The following is a 16,373-nucleotide window of genomic DNA, read 5'->3' on the forward strand; positions in this document are numbered from 1 at the left end:
GCGGTACCAGGATTTGAACCCAGACAAACAGAGTCAGAGTCTGCTGTGCTACCATTACACAATACCGCTTCATGCTCCCCTTGTGATAGCTTCCTGCCGGGGACAATGAACATTATACCAAATTTTCCGCAAATGTCAAGGGGGTCGTCCAAATTTTTTTGCAAAAATTTTCCCAACCCGGCGGTCCCTGTCTGCTGCCCGGCTTTTTGTCAAATGAAATGGGGCTTTTTTGTAAATGGATCTATCTTTTTGGAAAGTTTTGGTGTATAATGTATAAACGCTCTATCAGTCTTTATCAGAAAGGAAACCACCATGAAGCTTACTCATCTGCGCACCAATCACCTGACGGCCCCTTTGGGCCTGGAAATGACCCGCCCGGTTTTCTCATGGACCGTGGAGGAGGCCGGGGACAAGAAGCAGGCTGCCGCCCAAATCACCGTTTCGGCGGGGGGCAGGCCTGTGTTCGACTCCGGCCGGCGGGAGGACCTCTCCTCTCTGGGCTTTGAGGCCCCGGTGGAGCTGAATCCCCGCACCCGCTATGATTGGACCGTCACCGTGTGGGGGGACGAGGGCGGCAGCGCCCAGGCCTCCTCCTGGTTTGAGACCCCCAAGCAGGACGAGCCCTGGCAGGCTCAGTGGATTGCCGCGGACCCGGCGGCTCCTGTCTTTGCGGACAAGGAGCGCCAGCCCCTGCTCTCCAAGGACTTTACCCTCTCCGGCCCCATTGCCAGCGCCCGGGCCTATGTGTGCGGCCTGGGCATCTACGAGCTGGAGGTCAACGGGAAAAAGGCGGGGGACGAATACCTGCTGCCGGGCTTTCACTGCTATGGCTTTGCCCTGGAATATCAGACCTTTGACGTGACGGACCTGCTGCGCTCTGGAGAGAACACCCTGGGCCTGGCTCTGGGGCCGGGCTGGTACAAGGGGGACATTGTCTTCAGCCGCTACCATGATTTGTACGGCGACACCATGCAGGCCATCTGCGAGCTGCGGGTGACAATGGAGGACGGCACGGAGACCCTGGTGGGCACCGACGGCAGCTGGGTCAGCCGGCCCTCTCCGGTCACCTTCAGCAATATTTACGACGGCGAGCATTTTGACGCCAACCTCCAGACGCCCGGCTGGTCAGAGCCCGGCTGCCAGGCCCAGGCCTTTGGGGTGGTCCTCCGGGAGGAAGCCACGCCCCTGGTCCCCCGGCGGGGCCCGAAAATCGTGAAGAAGCAGGAGTTTGCCCCAGTGGAGGTGATCCGCACCCCCAAGGATGAAATTGTGCTGGACTTTGGCCAGAACATGACCGGCTGGGTGGAGTTTCAGGTGAACGCCCCTGCCGGACAGACAGTGAAGCTCAGCTATGGCGAGGTGATGCAGAACGGCTGCTTTTATCGGGACAATCTGCGCACAGCCAAGGCCGAGTACATTTATGTTTCCGACGGCAGGCCCCGGCGGGTGCGGCCCCGCTTCACCTTCTACGGCTTCCGCTTTGTCAAGGTGGAGGGCGTGGAGGACGTCCGCCCTGGAGACTTCACCGCCTGCCACATCCGCTCGGACATTGACCCCATCGGCTGGATTGAGACCGATAATCCTCTGGTGAACCGGCTGTTCCAGAACGCCATGTGGGGCCAGTTCGACAACTTCCTGGACCTGCCCACAGACTGTCCCCAGCGGGACGAGCGTCTGGGCTGGACCGGGGACGCGGCCATTATCAGCGCCACAGCCTGTAAAAATATTTACATGCCTGCCTTTTTCCACCACTTTATAGAGAATGTGCGGGAGGAGCAGCAGTATCACAAGGGCGCGGTGCCCATGTATGTGCCCGCCCCCAACGCTGCGGCAGTCCGTACCTTTGACTTTGATATTGACCCGGCGGACTTCATCCGCCTGCAGCCCGGGGACCAGGAGGGCCTTGCCGCCGCCCTGGCCAAATACCCGGACCTGGCTGCGGCCATTGAGGCCCGGCCGGCGGAGGAGCGGGAGGCCTTTATCCGGCAGGTGATGGAGGACAATATCTCCTTTGAGAAAAACAACCACAAGGGCTGCGCCATTTGGAGCGACGTGGCCACCATGATGCCCTGGGCTGTCTACGAAAACTACGGCGACATCCATCTGCTGCGGGCCGAGTACCCGGTTATGCGGGACTGGGTGGAGCGGATGCGCCAGGACGACCAGGCGGACGGAGGCCGGGGCCTGTGGCTGCGGGGGAACCAGCTGGGGGACTGGCTGGCCCTGGACAGGCCTGATCCCAAGGACGCGGAAAACCCCTTTGGGGCCACGGACCTGCAATATACGGCCAGCTGCTTCTATTTCTACTCCACACAGCTGACAGCCAAAGCGGCAAGAGCCCTGGGGTATGACCAGGACGCGGCGGAGTATGAGGCGCTGTGCGAGAAGATCAGGGGGGCGGTTGCACAGGAGTATTTCCACCCGGACGGCAGCTTTAAAATCGAGGGCACCCAGACCGCCTGCGTGCTCAGCCTGTTCTTTGGCATTTACCCCGAGGGCGGGAGAGAGAAGGTGCTGGATCAGCTGAAGGCCCGTCTTGCGGCCAAAAACTGGCACCTGGACACAGGCTTCTGCGGCACGCCCTTCCTGTGCCGGGCCCTGTCGGACAGCGGGGCCAATGAGGTTGCCTACACGCTGTTCTTGCAGAAGGACTACCCCAGCTGGCTCAACGAGGTCAAGCTGGGGGCCACCACGGTGTGGGAGCGTTGGAATTCTCTCTTGCCGGACGGCTCCATCAGCGGCACGGGGATGAACAGTCTCAATCACTATGCCTACGGCTCCATTGTGGACTGGATGTACCGGAACCTGGTGGGCTTCAACCCCTGCGAGGAGGCTCCGGGCTACAAGCGGGCGGTCATCCGTCCCATGCCCGACCCTCGGGTCCGCTGGGTAAAGATGCGCATGGACACTGCCGCCGGGCTGTACCAGGTGGGCTGGCAGTATGACGGGGAGGCCCTTCGCTACGCCGTCACCGTGCCCTTTGACTGCGAGGCCGAGCTGATCCTTCCGGATGGCCGGCGGGAGACGCTGGCCCCGGGGAGCTATGAGTTTTGAGGGGTGTTTTTGAGTTCAGAGTAGGAACTGCATAGCAGAAAGCCTCCCCTTCCAGCCTGACGCTTAGGCTTGGGAGGGGAGGCATTCTGCTTCTTTTGACCGAAAGGCCGGCTTTTTTCTCTGTCTTTACCCGCAGCAAACGGGACGCTGGCCCCCTTGCTCCGCAAGGGGGGAGCCGCCAAGCCCCTGCGTCTGCGCCCGCTGGGGAAAATACCGGCTCATCTCCTTTTGCCTCTCCCTACAGGAGCGAACCTGCGGCCTCTGACTTAAGCTTGGCCCAGAGGACCCCGTGATTTTTTGCCTGCCTTTGGCTGGCTCGTGTTATCCCGCCTTTTCCAGGTCCTTCCGCAGCCGGGTGATGATCCGCTTCTCTAACCGGGATATGTACGACTGGGATATCCCCAGCTGGTCCGCCACCTCCTTCTGGGTGTGCTCCTTGGTGGATTCCAGCCCGAACCGCAGCTGCATAATGGTCTTCTCCCGGGGCGAAAGCCGGCTGACCGCGCTGAGCAGCATATCCCGCTCCGCCTCCTGCTCAATGTCCCGGTTCACTGCGTCCGGCTCGCTGCCCAGCAGGTCCGAGAGCAGCAGCTCGTTGCCGTCCCAGTCCACATTCAGCGGGTCGTCGATGGAGATTTCATTGCGCAGCTGGGAGCTTTTGCGCAGATGCATTAAAATCTCGTTTTCAATACACCGGGAGGCATAGGTGGCCAGCTTGATGTTCTTCTCCACCCGGAAGGTGTTCACAGCCTTGATGAGCCCAATGGTGCCAATCGAGATCAGGTCCTCCACGCTGGCCCCCGGGCTCTCAAACTTTTTGGCAATGTACACCACCAGCCGCAGGTTGTGGGTGATCAGGGGCTCCCGGGCCCCGGGCACGTTGTTTTTGATATTCTCCATGACCTGCGCCTCCTCCTCCTTGCTCAGGGGAGCGGGCAGGGTGTCGGGGCCGTTGATGTAGTGACAGGGCGCAGCGCCCCAGAAGGGGAAGAACCGGCGCAGCAAAATGCCGCCCCAGGTGATCAGGGAAGATAGAAATGTCGTCAGCATAGCGCAGCCTCCTTAGGTTGATGGGGGGAACAGCTCGGGATTGTACAGCGCGGCGAACTGCCCTGGGGAGAGGGGGGTGTTGGTAACTGCCACATAGCAGTCCAGCGTCCGGCCGGTGCGGGCCTCGGTGACTTTTTTGGGCCGGAAGCAGGGCAGCAGGCCCCGGCCCCCGATGCTCTCAAAGGGGACCAGGCGCAGGGCCTCGCCGGGGGTGCGGCCCTGCAGATAGTCCACAGCAGCGGCAGGCGCCGCGTCCCCTAGGGCGCTGGCCTGACACAGCACCACCGGCAGGCCGGAGAAGGGCTCCCGCAGGGCGCAGCCTGTGTCGGCTTTGGCAAACACCGTGGCCTCTCCCGCGCTGCTGCTTATAACCAGCCTGGCCGGCAGGGGAGAGGCCTCCCGGGGAAAAGCCCGCCGGAACAGCCACAACGCCAGATAGGCAAGGCATGTGCCCACAAACAGCGCCGGCAGAGACAGGTTCAGGTAAACCGCCCCGCCTACCACGCCCAGATACCCCGGCGGGGCGAACTGGGCGATGAACAGCAAAAACCCTGCCAGCAAAAAGCTTGCCAGCCAGGTGCACAGCCAGCACCGGAGAAACAGCCCCGGCCGCACCGGCGCAAAGGCCGCCCCCACCGCCGCCAGGGAGCACAGTCCCCCCAGCAGGGGCGAGAGCCACCCCGGCGCTGGCAGCAGGCCGCTGAGCCCGCACAGGGCCCCGGCCAGGGCCCCCAGCACCAGCCTGCCGTTTCCGGCCTGCAGCCGCAAAAAGCTTTGCACCGCGTGAAGCAGAATGAAGTCTATGTACAGATTCACGATCACCAGGACGTCGGCGTAGACAGTCATGGCCCGCCTCCTCTCCCGGGTCTTGTACCCCGTGGCTTTTATTATAGGACGGGCGGGGGGCTTGATTCTGTCAGTTTATGGGGGCTGAAAAAAATCCTGATAGAATGGTGGGGCCCAGCAGGGCAAGAACCGCCCAACGGGTTAGCTGAAAGCGAGGCGGCAGGCCTCTTCTGTCAGCCTCGGGCGGGAACCATTGGCAGGCCGCCACAGCTCCCCCAAGTCTTGACGACCGGCGTGACAGAGGGCGGGCTCTGTTAGTTTGCGGGGCGGAAGGCCCTGATAGAGTGGCAGGGGCCTGAAGCGCATCTGCGCCCCAGGCCCTGGCTGTCAGCCCCGCGCTTCCAGCTCCTCCTCGATCTTCTTGACAATCACCCACATGGGTACTTCCAACGCCCCGCTGAGCCGGTACAGGGTCTCCAGGGTGGGCTTGCGCTCTCCGTGCTCAATGGCGCTCAGGTGGGTGCGCCCCAGGTCCGCCAAACCGCTGAGCACCTCCTGGGTCAGCCCTTTTTTCCGGCGGAAGCTGGCAATCACCTCTCCCACCAGCCGGGGGTCAAGCTGTGCTGCGCTCATTCTCATTTTCCTCCTTGTTCTGCGGCGGGGCCGGGCTCCGGCCCTCCGGCAGATTCTACTATAGCGACCTTTACTATAGTGTACCCAGAAGAAGGTTATGAACACATTTGTTGACAAATGACCACAAATGTTGTATACTCGAAAGCAAAAAAGGGGGAAGCTGCTGTGGGAATGAGCTTACAGGCGATGGTTTTCTGGATTTTGCTGGGGCACCAGGCGGCCTTGCGGCTATTTTTGACCTTGGGCGTGCTATGGCTGCTGACACGGGAAAGGCTCTGACAGAGCAACGCCTTTTGGCCGCAAAAAGAGAAGGGCTCCTGCCGGGGCCCTTCTCCTGCTTCCGTCTGGTCTGTCCGCCGCGCCTGTTTATTGCCCCAGCCTTTGCGGGCAGAGGCGGTCTGACAACAAAAGAGCAGGGCTCCCTCTTTGGGGGCCCTGCTCCTGTTTCAGCTCAATTTGTCCTGCAAAAAGGCACGGAAGATCACCGCTGCCTGGGCGCGCTGCGCACCGCCCTTGGGATTCAGCTGGTTCTTCTCATTGCCGCCAATCAGGCCGCTGCCCACAGCCCAGCGCATGGCCTTGCGGGCAAAGCCCGACACATTCCCGCTGTCGGCGAACTTGTCCAGGTTCCCCTCCGCGGTGGTGTCATAGCCCTTGTAGGACGCGTATTTGTAGAGAATCAACGCCAGCTCCTGGCGGGTGATGCCCTTGTTGGGCCGGTAGCTGCGGTCGTCGAAGCCCGCCACAATGCCCTGCTGGTTGGCCCACTTGATGGCGTTGCTGTACCATTTGCCATCGGGGACGTCGGTAAACACCGACTCTCCGCTGACAGCAGGCTTGCCCTCCAGCTGGTAGAGAATGGTGGCGATCATGCCCCGGCTGGTGGCGCCCGTGGGGTCAAAGCGTCCCGGCCCCACGCCGGTCATAATGCCCCGCTGAGAGACGAACTCCACCGCGCTGTAGTACCAGGAGTTGGGGCTCACGTCAGTAAAGCCCTGCTCCCCCGAGCTCTGGGCAAAGCTCACCACTACCTGGGCGTCGCCGGCGGGCATGGGGAAGGTATAGACGCCGTCTCCCTGAAGGATAGCGGGCTGGCCGTTCACCTGCACGCTCTCAGTCTGATATCCCTCGGCAGGCTCAGCCTTGATGGCCACGGTCTGGTTCTCGCGGCCATAGGGGGCGGCAATCACCGTGCCCTTGCCCCGGGACACCGTGGTCTTCACTTTGCTGCTGGGGCCCCAGTTCTCCGTGTCCGCAGCAGGCGTCAGGGGCAGAGCGGCCAGCTCTACCTGGCCGCCCCCGGTCAGCTGGTCGCTGTCAATCAGGCCCAGCCGGGCGTCAATGGGGGCCAGGCCCAGGCCCCGGTAAGTGAGAGAGCCCAGAGGCAGGGTCTCCTGGGTGTTCAGGGCATAGGGAGAGACCAGGTAGAGGGTCACAGTGGTCACATCCCCGCCGGGGCCGGTGATGGCCCCAAAGGAGGGGCTGAAAGCGTCGTCGTCCGCAGGCTCTATGCGGATGTCCGCCGGGTCGTAGCCGGCTCCGTCCAGGGTGAGCTCCAGCTGTACGCCCCGGATGACCCGGTCCGGCTCCACGCCGGTAACGCTCAGGCGGACCGAGCCGTCCACCCCCTGGGCATACACCAGCGACATGCCGTCAGAAGCCGCCTGGGCGTTGAGGCCCGGGGGGCACAGGCTCAGGCACAGGGCCAAAGCCAGAAGAAGGGAAAGGATTCGTTTCATGGGTATCTCTCTTTCTTCAGAATGAAAAGTCAGAAGCTTCATGGAATGAATGATATGCGGGGCAAGCCGGATAAATACCAGCCTTTACCCCGTCTGCCGGGGAAGGGCAGGGCGCGTTCCCCCTCAGGCCCCCTCCTTCAGCTCAATCTGGGGCAGGTCCTGGCCGCCGGGGCTGTTCACCCACAGGGTGCTGGCAGTCAGCAGCCGGCCGCTGGTCTCCGGGGCATTGGGGTCGTCCAGCCGGTAGAGCTCGGCCATAATCTCCGAGGGCAGCAGGTTTACCCCATCGCAGTGGGTGGCCTCCTGCAGCTCGGCCTCACGCTGTACATTGGGCACAAACAGGAACAGCCCGTCGCTGATATCGCTGACCTTTTTATCCTCCGGCACATAGGAGAACAGATACAGGTCTCCGTCCATGTCCCGGACCTCCTCTGTGGCCTCCACGGTCTCCTGGCCGTTTTCGTCCACTGTGGTCTTTGTGTTGGTAAAGCGGCCCTTCAGCCGGATGGAGCTGTAGTAGGGGTCGCCCCGATAGGTGCCCACAATCACCAGGGTGCCTGCCTTGAGCACATTGCCCCCGCCGCAGTCATAGTCCGCGGTCAGGGTGCCCGCAAAGCCGCCCTCGTCCTGCCAGAAGCCCACATCGTCCCCCGCGTAGCTGATCAGCTGGATGTTCTCTGGGCTGATGCCCGCAGGCAGGCCGGTGATGGTGACGGTTTTGGCGTCATAGGTCCAAATGGTGCCGCTGGCGCTGTCGGCGCCCGGGCGGTTCAGGTAGGTGACATAGCTCTGGGGGTCATCGGCAGACTGGCTGTCTCCATAGTCTCCCGAGCGGGCCAGGGTCTCCTTGCCCTCCTTGTCAACCACCGTAACGGTGAACCCGCCGCTCTGGGGCTTGGTGTTCACCAGCTTGACGCCGGAGACCGGAGTCTCCTCCTTCAGGGTGAACACAGCTGTCGTACCGGTGACTGTGAGGTCGTACTGGTCGGCAGGGACGGTCTTGTCATAGGCCACCCGCACCTGCCCGGCAGAGACGGTGTCAATGAGGTTGCCCAGCAGGTCGTAGGTCTTGACAGAATAGGTGAAGGCCAGATGATTGCCGCTGCCGATCTCGTCCGTATACAGCAGGCCGTTCTTTACATTGTCCGGGGTGACAAAGGCGATGGGCTTCCCATCCCGGAGGATCTCATAGCCCTGGATGTTCTTGGCCTCCCGGGTGGCGGTGTGGATCTCGACCTGGTTGACAGTGCCCTCCTTCAGCCGGGCGCCTACCAGCTGGTTGACGCTGCCCGCGCCGGTACCGTTCAGACGCTCCCGGCGGCTCTGGTCGCTTAAGTACCACAGGGCCCGGGGCTCGGCGGGGTAAGCGGCCAGCTTGGCCTTTACCGGGTCGCTGAGCTTCATGCCCCAGCGGGTGAAGAACTCTGTCAGGTTGGCGTTGGCTGTGCCGCTGGCAGTCAGGGCGAACTTCTCGTCATAGCTCAGGTTGCTGAGGCCCTGGGTGTATGTGCCGGCCTTCCAGGCCTTGAAGAGGCGGTTGTAGAAGTCCAGGGGCTTCTCCGCCGAATCATAGGCCAGATGCAGCTGCCAGTACATGCCCAGCTGCACAAACACATTGTTGGACTCGCCCGGATATCCCTCGGCGGTCTTCTGGAAGATGGCGGGGTATTTGCCGCTGAGCTCCAGCCGGGAGGGCAGGGTGTTGGCCTGGCCGTCGTAGGTCTGGGCCATAAGGGAGTAGATGTTGTTGGTAATCTCCGCCCGGCCCAGCTTATCCATGTTGTGGCCGATCTCGTGGGCAATGCCCCAGCCGAACAGGTTGTTGGCCTTGCCTGCTCCGGTGGCGGAAACAGGCTTGCCCCCGGCCATGCCCGCGCAGGAGCCGTAGCCGATGCCAATATGGCTGCCCGCGGCATACATAAACGCGCCGCTGAACATCTGCATGCAGCGGATATTCTGCCGGGTCTGCATGTCGTTGCTCTGGTAGGTATTGTCAATGCCCTGGGTGGTCTTGCAGATGTGCATCAGGTCCTCCCAGGCCAGCACTGAGTCGTACAGAGCCTGCACCCGGGCGTCGCCGGTGGCGGTGGTGCTGTTTTTCACTGCCAGGGCAGGCAGAGACAGCAGCATGGTGGGAGTGGAGATCTCTGTGACATTGAGGGCGCTGGTGGTCTTGTTGCTGTCGTTTACGCCGGTTTTTTGCACAAAGGCGTCCAGGGCGGTCAGATAGTCGGAAATCGCGCCGCGCCGGGCCGGCTCGGTCATACCATACCAGCCGGAGAGCTCCAGCACGGGGATTTTCAGGGCCCGGCGCACATGGAGCTTCACCTGCTCGGGGTTGGGGCCGGAATAGGTAAAGTACAGGCTGCCGCCCCGCTGGGTGTTCTGGCTGCCGATTTTAGGTACCTTCAGGGTGTTGCGGCCGTTCTCCACCGTGCCCATGGAGCTGAGCCAGGCAGAGGCCTCGGCGTTAAACTGGCTGGCGTACAGGGTCAGGGTGCCGCCCTGGGGGATGCCCTGGGCGTAGACGGTGAATTCTCCATTGGCAAGGCCAGCCGCGCCCAGGGGCTGCAGCACGCTGCCGCCCTGGCTGTACTTCTGGCCGTCCGCCTCGCCGGAGCGGGACTGCACCCCTTCCAGCAGCGAACCGCTGGTAGAGCCGGTGAGCAGCTCCTTGGCCAGAGCCAGCTCGTCGGTCAGGGTGGCAATATCCAGGTAATAATATTTCTCATCGCTGTCCAGCCGGGCCTTCAGCCCGTCGATTTTCCCTGCGTCCACCCCAGGCTTCAGGGCGGTGCGCAGGTCGTTGGCAAACAGGGCGGCAATCTCCTCGGGCAGGCAGTGGGCCGGGTCATATTCCATGAACTTGATCTCAGAGCAGCTGACCAGGTTGTAGTCGGCCTGCTCTACCGCCACGCTGATCTGCACCACCTTTTTCTCCACGCCCAGGGGCAGCACTGCAAAGCGGCTGGTGGGAATGGCAGAGCGGTTGGGGATGTTGGGCCAGGTTTGCACATAGCCGCCGTTGTTGCCGGTGTCTGTGTTGTTGTCCACGCCGCCCCGCTGGGGGTCGGGGACAATGAGGTGGCCGTTTTTGGTCAGGTCCTCCCCCTCATACCACACCTGAATGCTGTAGGCCCGCAGCCACTTGGGATAGTTCCCGTCCAGCCGGGGCACCCACAGCACGGCCTGCAGGTCCACAGGCTCGGTGAAGGTGGTGATCACATGCTCGTTGCCGTGCCAGTTGGCGGCGGTCCAGTGGGTGCGGTAGTCCCCGTCAATCATGTTCTCGGGGGTGAAGGGGGCCGCCTCGGTGTACTGGTTGGCGGCGTAGTTCTTGGGCGCGGCCAGGCGGATCTCCTTGATTTTGGAGCGGTCCACCAGCCCCTCTTTGGGCAGGCCCTGGGGCGCGTCATAGTCCACGGCCTTGGGGGTGCCCTCTGAAATGCGGGAGGGCTGGCTGGAACCAATGTCGTTGCCGGCAATGACATAGACCGAGTAGGTGACGCCGTTGGTCAGGCCGGTGATGGTGGTGCCGGTGGCCTTGATCATGCCCCCGGCCTGGCGGTAGTCTCCGGCAGCGTCCTTCTCCTTGTAATAGACCTCATAGTAGGTGGCGGACTTGCTGGCCTTCCAGCTCACCCCCAGGGCCCCGTCCAGCTCGGTGATGGACACCATGTCAGGGGCGTCGGGCTTTTGGGCGGGCTGGGGCACAGCCTCCACCGGGTCGCAGGGAGAGCCCTCCCAGCCCTGGGCGACAGGCGTCACCTGGAAGAAATACTTCTTCAGGTTCTCAAGCCCGGTGACAGTGGCAGAGGGCCGGTCCACTTCCATGGTCAGGGGGGAGCCCTGGGCCCCTTCGAGCCAATAGCTCACCCGGTAGCCGGTGACATTGGGCAGCTCCCGCCATTTCAGGGCCACAGAGCCGTCTCCGGCCTCGGCCCGCAGGCCGGTTACCAGCCGGTTGGCGGCGGAGGGGGTCTCGGGGATGATGTCCTTCAGGAACTGGACGGATTCCAGAGACACGGCGCCATTCTCGGTGCGCTCTACCCGGATGGTGATTTTCTTCACCGGCTCCCGGCGGCCCAGGTCAATGGTGATGGTGCGGCTCCCGTCCGCCCGGCCCATGGCATAGATGTCTGCGGGCAGGGCAGCGTCAAAGGGGAGCTCCTCGGTTTCGCCGTCCTCATACTCCACGGTTACCACTCCGGCCTCTACTCCGCCGGACTGGGGGGAGGTAAGGGTCATGCGGCTCATGTCCACCCCTTGGGCAAAGGGAATGGGCAGCTCCAGAGAGGAGCCGCTGCCGCTGAGGGTAACGCCTCCCGCCTCTGCCGAGAACAGCTGGGACAGACTGCCCCCGGTAACCGTAACGCCGCTGTCCGCCAGAGACTGCTCCGCAGAGGCCAGGTCCACAGGGGGGGCCAGCATGGCGCCCTGGGCGGTAAGGGCCTCTCCGGTTACACCCAGGTTGCCGTTGATATAGGCCAGGTCGATCACGTCGATCTTCCCGTCTCCGTTCAGGTCATAAACAGCCAGGGCCTCGCTGGCAGTGGAGGCCAGATTTTTGGCCAGCAGCTCCTGGTCGGCTTCGTCCACAATGCCGTCGGCGTTCACGTCGCCCAGGGCAAAGGTGCCGTCGCCGGTGCCCAGAGCCAGGTAGCCGTTGTGGGTGTCAAGCTCTACCTGCTGGGAGAAGTTCTGATAGCCCTGGCCGCTGAAGGTCAGGGTGTAGGTCCCCTGGGGCAGAGAGGAGACCGTGAGCTCCAGATATTTGGGCCAGCCGGTGTCGTCCTCGCCGCCGTCGGCGTTTTTCAGGGTAAGACTGGCAGGGTAGTCCCCCAAGGATGCGGCAGAGGCGTCCCACAGGGGGAACTCTCCCAGGCTGCCGCCCCCGGAGGAGAGCTGAACCTTTACCTGGCGGGCCTCAAGGGCGGTAAGGGGCTGCGCATAGTCCAGCCGCAGCGCTGCCGTCAGACTGCCCAGAACAGGCGCGGCGGTTTCAGCCTCTGCCGGGGCGGCAGAGGGGGGAGCGGGCTCGGCCGCCGCATAGGCAGGCGTCAGGGTCCCCCAGGCCAGGGACGCCGCCAGCAGGGCGGAGAGAATTCGGGCGCGAAGCTTCATGAAAAACCATCCTTTACATCAGAAATAAGGGGCTTATGCGGGCAATGCCCGTTTGGAATATTATACCATAGATGCGGCCCGGGCACAACAACAAAAACCGGGGCCGGGCCGCTGAATATGGCCGGGGCAGCAACGCCCAATGTTGACGTTTTCGGCAAAAGCCCCCTGAAAGCGGGGGCCTTCAGGGGGCTTGACAGGGAATCAGAATCTGTATTCATAGGCGGGAATGCCGGATGGGGCGAGGGCTTTTGCCGTCCTGCAAGGCAAAAAATAGCAGGTATACTCCCGTATTTTAAGATTTTTTAACGCCGCAGGACGGCAAAAGGACCCGGTCGGACGGCGTTCATCGCCGGTGAATACGAGTTCTAAGGTCTATTTGATTTCTACGGTCCAGCCAAAGCTGTCTTCCAGCTTCCCGGTCTGAATGCCGGTGACGGTGTCATAGAGCTTCTGGCTCAGGGGGCCAATGCCGCCCCCGGCAATCTCCATCACCTCGTCCCCATAGCGCAGCACGCCCACCGGAGAGATGACCGCCGCGGTGGCGCTGCCCCAGCACTCCTCCAAAGAGCCGTCCCGGGCAGCGGCCACCAGCTCGTCCACGCTCACCCGGCGTTCCTCCACCTCCAAGCCCCAGGCCCGGCACAGGTCCAGGCAGGTGGCCCGGGTAACGCCGGGCAGAATGCTGCCGTTGAGGGCAGGGGTAACCACCTTGCCCGCTATCTTGAAGAAGATGTTCATAGAGCCCACCTCCTCAATATATTTGCGCTCCACGCCGTCCAGCCACAGCACCTGGGCATAGCCCTCGGCGTCAGACTTCTCCTGAGCCTTCAGGCTGGCCGCGTAGTTGCCGCCGGCCTTGGCCTCGCCAATGCCGCCCCGCACCGCCCGGACATAGTCGTCCTCAATCCAGATTTTCACCGGGTTCAGGCCGCTGGCGTAATAGGCCCCGGAGGGGGAGAGGATGATGATGAACTGGTAGCTGTGAGAGGGGTGCACCCCCAGGTGGGGGTCGGTGGCAATGATAAAGGGCCGCACATAAAGCGAGGTGCCCGGTTCCGTGGGAATCCAGTCCCGTTCCAGGTTCACCAGGGTCTTCATGGCGTTCATAAAGTCATCGGCGGGAACAGGAGGGATGCACAGGCGTTTACAGGAGTTTTCAGCCCGGGCAATGTTCCGGTCCGGGCGGAACATGAGCACCCGGCCCTCCTCTGTGCGGTAGGACTTCAGGCCCTCAAACATCTCCTGGGCATAGTGGAACACCATGGCCGAGGGTTCCAGGGAAATGGGCTGATAGGGCACAATGCGTGGGTCGTGCCAGCCCTGGCCCTCATGGTAGTCCATAATATACATATGGTCGGTAAAAAGCTGGCCGAAGCCCAGCTGGCTCTGGGCGGCGGGCTTCTGCTTCGGCGACTTTGTCAGTTCAATCCTGATCTCCTGCATTTGAAACGACCTTCTCTCTTTATATATGGTTTTGAATTTGTTACATTATAATACGCGGAAGGGGAAAATGCAAGCCGGTGGGTCTTTCTTCTGCAAAGCAGCGCGAAAAAGGGGAATTTGGATAATATTTCTTCACTTTCGGCCCCGGGTTTCTAAAGGGCCGGGGTTGACGAATATCCATAGGAAAAGTATAATGAATACGATGCAGACAGGGGAGGAAGATAACGAAATGGGGCTTTTTGAGCTGTTTCTGGTGGCGGTGGGGCTTTCGATGGACGCCTTTGCCGTGGCGGTGTGCAAGGGTCTGGCGCTGAAGCGGGCGGACGGCAAAAGCATGGCCCTGGTGGGGCTGTGGTTCGGGGGCTTTCAGGCGCTGATGCCCGTGCTGGGCTATCTGGTGGGGGTGCAGTTCAAAGACGCCATCACGGCGGTTGACCACTGGATCGCCTTTGGCCTGCTGGCCATTATTGGCGGCAACATGATACGGGAGGCGGCTTCTGGGGGCGAAGAGGCGGAGGACGCGTCGCTCTCTGCGAAGACCATGGCGCTGCTGGCCCTGGCCACCAGTATCGACGCCCTGGCCGTGGGGGTGGGCTTTGCCTTTTTAAGCGTGAACATCACCGCGGCTGCGGGCTTTATTGGGGCAGTGACCTTTTTGCTCTCGGCGGTGGGGATGAAGGTAGGCAGTGTGTTTGGGGGCAGGTACAAGGCCCGGGCGGAGCTGGCGGGAGGGGTTATTCTCATTCTGCTGGGAACGAAGATATTGCTGGAACACCTGGGCGTATTCTAAGCCCCCTCTGCGGCGAGCAAAAAAGCTCTTGAAGATTCCGACTTCAGCTTTGATGAAGTCGAGAGGTCAGAGGCCCCAAGGTCTCGCCCTTAAACACCCCCAAAGACGCAGGAGGGTAGGGGGTCTCGGCTTCGCCTCGGTCGGTTCGCAGCTTGTCTGCCACCGGCAGACGCTCACCCGCTGTCAGGGGTTCCCTATTGAGCGGACGCTAGACAAAGCCTCTTATCTCTAATTGCTGGGGGTGGGACGCTGCCGCGAGGTAGCTGAGAGACGACCGGCAGGAGTTTGCCGGTACTTTTGCAAAGCAAAAGGCGACTCCTTCGGAGTCGAGGCAAACGGCGATTGGAACGAAGCTCCACATCGGGTGGCTCTGCCCGAAGGGCAATGTCAGAAGCCCGCCCTGAAACACAGAACGCCATATCACAAGGAGGAGATGCCCCATGGGACTGCTGGAACATAAAAAACGCCTGCTGGTGCTGTTCTGTTCGCCAAACAGCCACGGCAGCACCCGCATGCTGCTGGACGGCTTTGTGGGGGAGTTCAAGGATCAAAAGGACTGGCTGGTCACCGAGACAGACGTCTACAGCCTGAACGCCCACCCCTGCACCGGCTGCAAGGCCTGCGCCAAAAAGGACGCCTGCGCCTTTTCGGACCTGGACAGCCTGGACAAGGAGCTGCGCCGCAGCGACCTGCTGGTTGTGGCCTCGCCGGTTTACAACGACTCCTTTCCCGCCCCCATGAAGGCGGTGCTGGACCGGTGGCAGCGGTATTTTGAGGCCCGTTTTTCCCGGGGGGACCGCTGTCCCATCAAAAAGCACAGGGACGCGGTGCTGCTGCTCACCATGGGCCGGGAGGAGGAGTTCCCTGTGGAGGTGACGGCCCACCAGCTGCAAAGGGCCTTCAGCGTGATGAACACCACCCTGCGGGGCTGCGCTGTGTGGGACGGCACAGACCGGGGCCGGCAGAACCTGGGCCCAGCCCTGCAAAAAGCCCGGGGGCTGGCACTTGAAATTTTGGCCGGAATGTGATATGATCAAGGGAGAAAACTATAGAGTAAGGCGGTTATGCTATGTCAGGACATTCAAAATGGAACAACATCAAGCGGAAAAAGGAAAAGGCCGACGGCGCAAAGGCGAAGATCTTCACCAAAATCGGCCGTGAGCTGGCTGTGGCCGTGAAAGAGGGGGGCAGCCCCGACCCGGCGGCCAACTCCCGGCTGAAGGACTGCATTGCCAAGGCCAAGGCGGCCAATGTGCCCAATGACAATATCGAGCGCATTATCAAGCGGGCGGCGGGCGAGGGCAGCGCCGACAGCTATGAGAACATCACCTATGAGGGCTACGGCCCCTGCGGTGTGGCGGTGATTGTGGAGACCCTCACCGACAACCGCAACCGCACCGCCGCCGATGTACGCCACGCCTTTGACAAGTACGGCGGGAACCTGGGCACCAGCGGCTGCGTGAGCTTTATGTTCAAGGAGAAGGGCGTTATTGTCATTGAGCGGGAGGACCGGGACGAGGACCAGGTGATGGCCGACGCGCTGGAGGCCGGGGCCTCGGACTTTTCGGCGGACGAGGATGTGTTTGAAATCAGCACCGAGCCCAGCGACTTCAGCGGCGTGCGGGAGGACCTGGAGCAGAAGGGTTATGAGTTCGTCTCTGCCGAGGTGGAGATGGTGCCGGACACCTACACCGCCATTGCCGATGAGGAGACGGTTGTCAAGATGCAGAAGATGCTGGACCTTTTGGAGGACA

10 protein-coding genes are annotated in these 16,373 nt (G+C 62.1%); 4 read left to right on the plus strand and 6 right to left on the minus strand.

Annotation, left to right across the window (positions count from 1 at the left end):
- Positions 1-312: 312 nt before the first annotated feature.
- Positions 313-3,054, plus strand: a complete 2,742-nt coding sequence (locus ACTO5E_RS06575) for an alpha-L-rhamnosidase (RefSeq protein WP_482302605.1) — start codon at positions 313-315, stop codon at positions 3,052-3,054.
- A 321-nt stretch (positions 3,055-3,375) separates the two neighbouring features.
- Here ACTO5E_RS06575 and sigE read toward each other — a convergent pair whose 3' ends face one another.
- From sigE to ACTO5E_RS06605, 6 genes are all read right to left on the minus strand, one after another.
- On the minus strand, positions 3,376-4,104 hold the full coding sequence (sigE, locus tag ACTO5E_RS06580) for an RNA polymerase sporulation sigma factor SigE (protein ID WP_482302606.1): 729 nt from the start codon (positions 4,102-4,104) through the stop codon (positions 3,376-3,378).
- Positions 4,105-4,116: 12 nt separating this feature from the next.
- The gene (locus ACTO5E_RS06585; protein WP_482302608.1) at positions 4,117-4,950 is read right to left on the minus strand and encodes a sigma-E processing peptidase SpoIIGA; all 834 of its coding nucleotides are present in this window, start codon (positions 4,948-4,950) and stop codon (positions 4,117-4,119) included.
- Between the two features lie 327 nt (positions 4,951-5,277).
- Positions 5,278-5,523, minus strand: a complete 246-nt coding sequence (locus ACTO5E_RS06590) for a helix-turn-helix domain-containing protein (protein ID WP_482302609.1) — start codon at positions 5,521-5,523, stop codon at positions 5,278-5,280.
- A 446-nt stretch (positions 5,524-5,969) separates the two neighbouring features.
- Positions 5,970-7,262, minus strand: coding sequence for an S-layer homology domain-containing protein (locus tag ACTO5E_RS06595; protein WP_482302610.1), 1,293 nt, complete (start codon positions 7,260-7,262; stop codon positions 5,970-5,972).
- Positions 7,263-7,385: 123 nt separating this feature from the next.
- The gene (locus tag ACTO5E_RS06600) at positions 7,386-12,386 is read right to left on the minus strand and encodes a M60 family metallopeptidase (protein WP_482302612.1); all 5,001 of its coding nucleotides are present in this window, start codon (positions 12,384-12,386) and stop codon (positions 7,386-7,388) included.
- Between the two features lie 372 nt (positions 12,387-12,758).
- Positions 12,759-13,829 carry a branched-chain amino acid aminotransferase gene (locus ACTO5E_RS06605; protein WP_482302613.1) on the minus strand — a complete coding sequence of 357 codons (1,071 nt, stop codon included), beginning with the start codon at positions 13,827-13,829 and terminating at the stop codon, positions 12,759-12,761.
- Between the two features lie 229 nt (positions 13,830-14,058).
- On the opposite strand from ACTO5E_RS06605, the gene ACTO5E_RS06610 reads away from it, so the two are divergent.
- The 3 genes from ACTO5E_RS06610 to ACTO5E_RS06620 all read left to right on the plus strand — a co-directional run.
- Complete coding sequence (locus ACTO5E_RS06610) at positions 14,059-14,619, plus strand: manganese efflux pump MntP (protein ID WP_482302618.1); 561 nt, start codon at positions 14,059-14,061, stop codon at positions 14,617-14,619.
- 440 nt (positions 14,620-15,059) lie between these two features.
- On the plus strand, positions 15,060-15,647 hold the full coding sequence (locus ACTO5E_RS06615; RefSeq protein ID WP_482302615.1) for a flavodoxin family protein: 588 nt from the start codon (positions 15,060-15,062) through the stop codon (positions 15,645-15,647).
- Between the two features lie 41 nt (positions 15,648-15,688).
- On the plus strand, positions 15,689-16,373 hold a 685-nt coding region (locus ACTO5E_RS06620; RefSeq protein WP_482302616.1), incomplete at its 3' end, for a YebC/PmpR family DNA-binding transcriptional regulator.

It is taken from the genome of Acutalibacter sp. (assembly GCF_056800975.1).

Coding starts and splice junctions, on each gene's coding strand:
- ACTO5E_RS06615 (WP_482302615.1), top strand. CDS start 15,060: ATGGGACTGCTGGAACATAAAAAACGCCTGCTGGTGCTGTTCTGTTCG.
- ACTO5E_RS06605 (WP_482302613.1), bottom strand. CDS start 13,829: ATGCAGGAGATCAGGATTGAACTGACAAAGTCGCCGAAGCAGAAGCCC.
- ACTO5E_RS06585 (WP_482302608.1), bottom strand. CDS start 4,950: ATGACTGTCTACGCCGACGTCCTGGTGATCGTGAATCTGTACATAGAC.
- ACTO5E_RS06595 (WP_482302610.1), bottom strand. CDS start 7,262: ATGAAACGAATCCTTTCCCTTCTTCTGGCTTTGGCCCTGTGCCTGAGC.
- ACTO5E_RS06575 (WP_482302605.1), top strand. CDS start 313: ATGAAGCTTACTCATCTGCGCACCAATCACCTGACGGCCCCTTTGGGC.
- ACTO5E_RS06590 (WP_482302609.1), bottom strand. CDS start 5,523: ATGAGCGCAGCACAGCTTGACCCCCGGCTGGTGGGAGAGGTGATTGCC.
- ACTO5E_RS06600 (WP_482302612.1), bottom strand. CDS start 12,386: ATGAAGCTTCGCGCCCGAATTCTCTCCGCCCTGCTGGCGGCGTCCCTG.
- sigE (WP_482302606.1), bottom strand. CDS start 4,104: ATGCTGACGACATTTCTATCTTCCCTGATCACCTGGGGCGGCATTTTG.
- ACTO5E_RS06610 (WP_482302618.1), top strand. CDS start 14,059: ATGGGGCTTTTTGAGCTGTTTCTGGTGGCGGTGGGGCTTTCGATGGAC.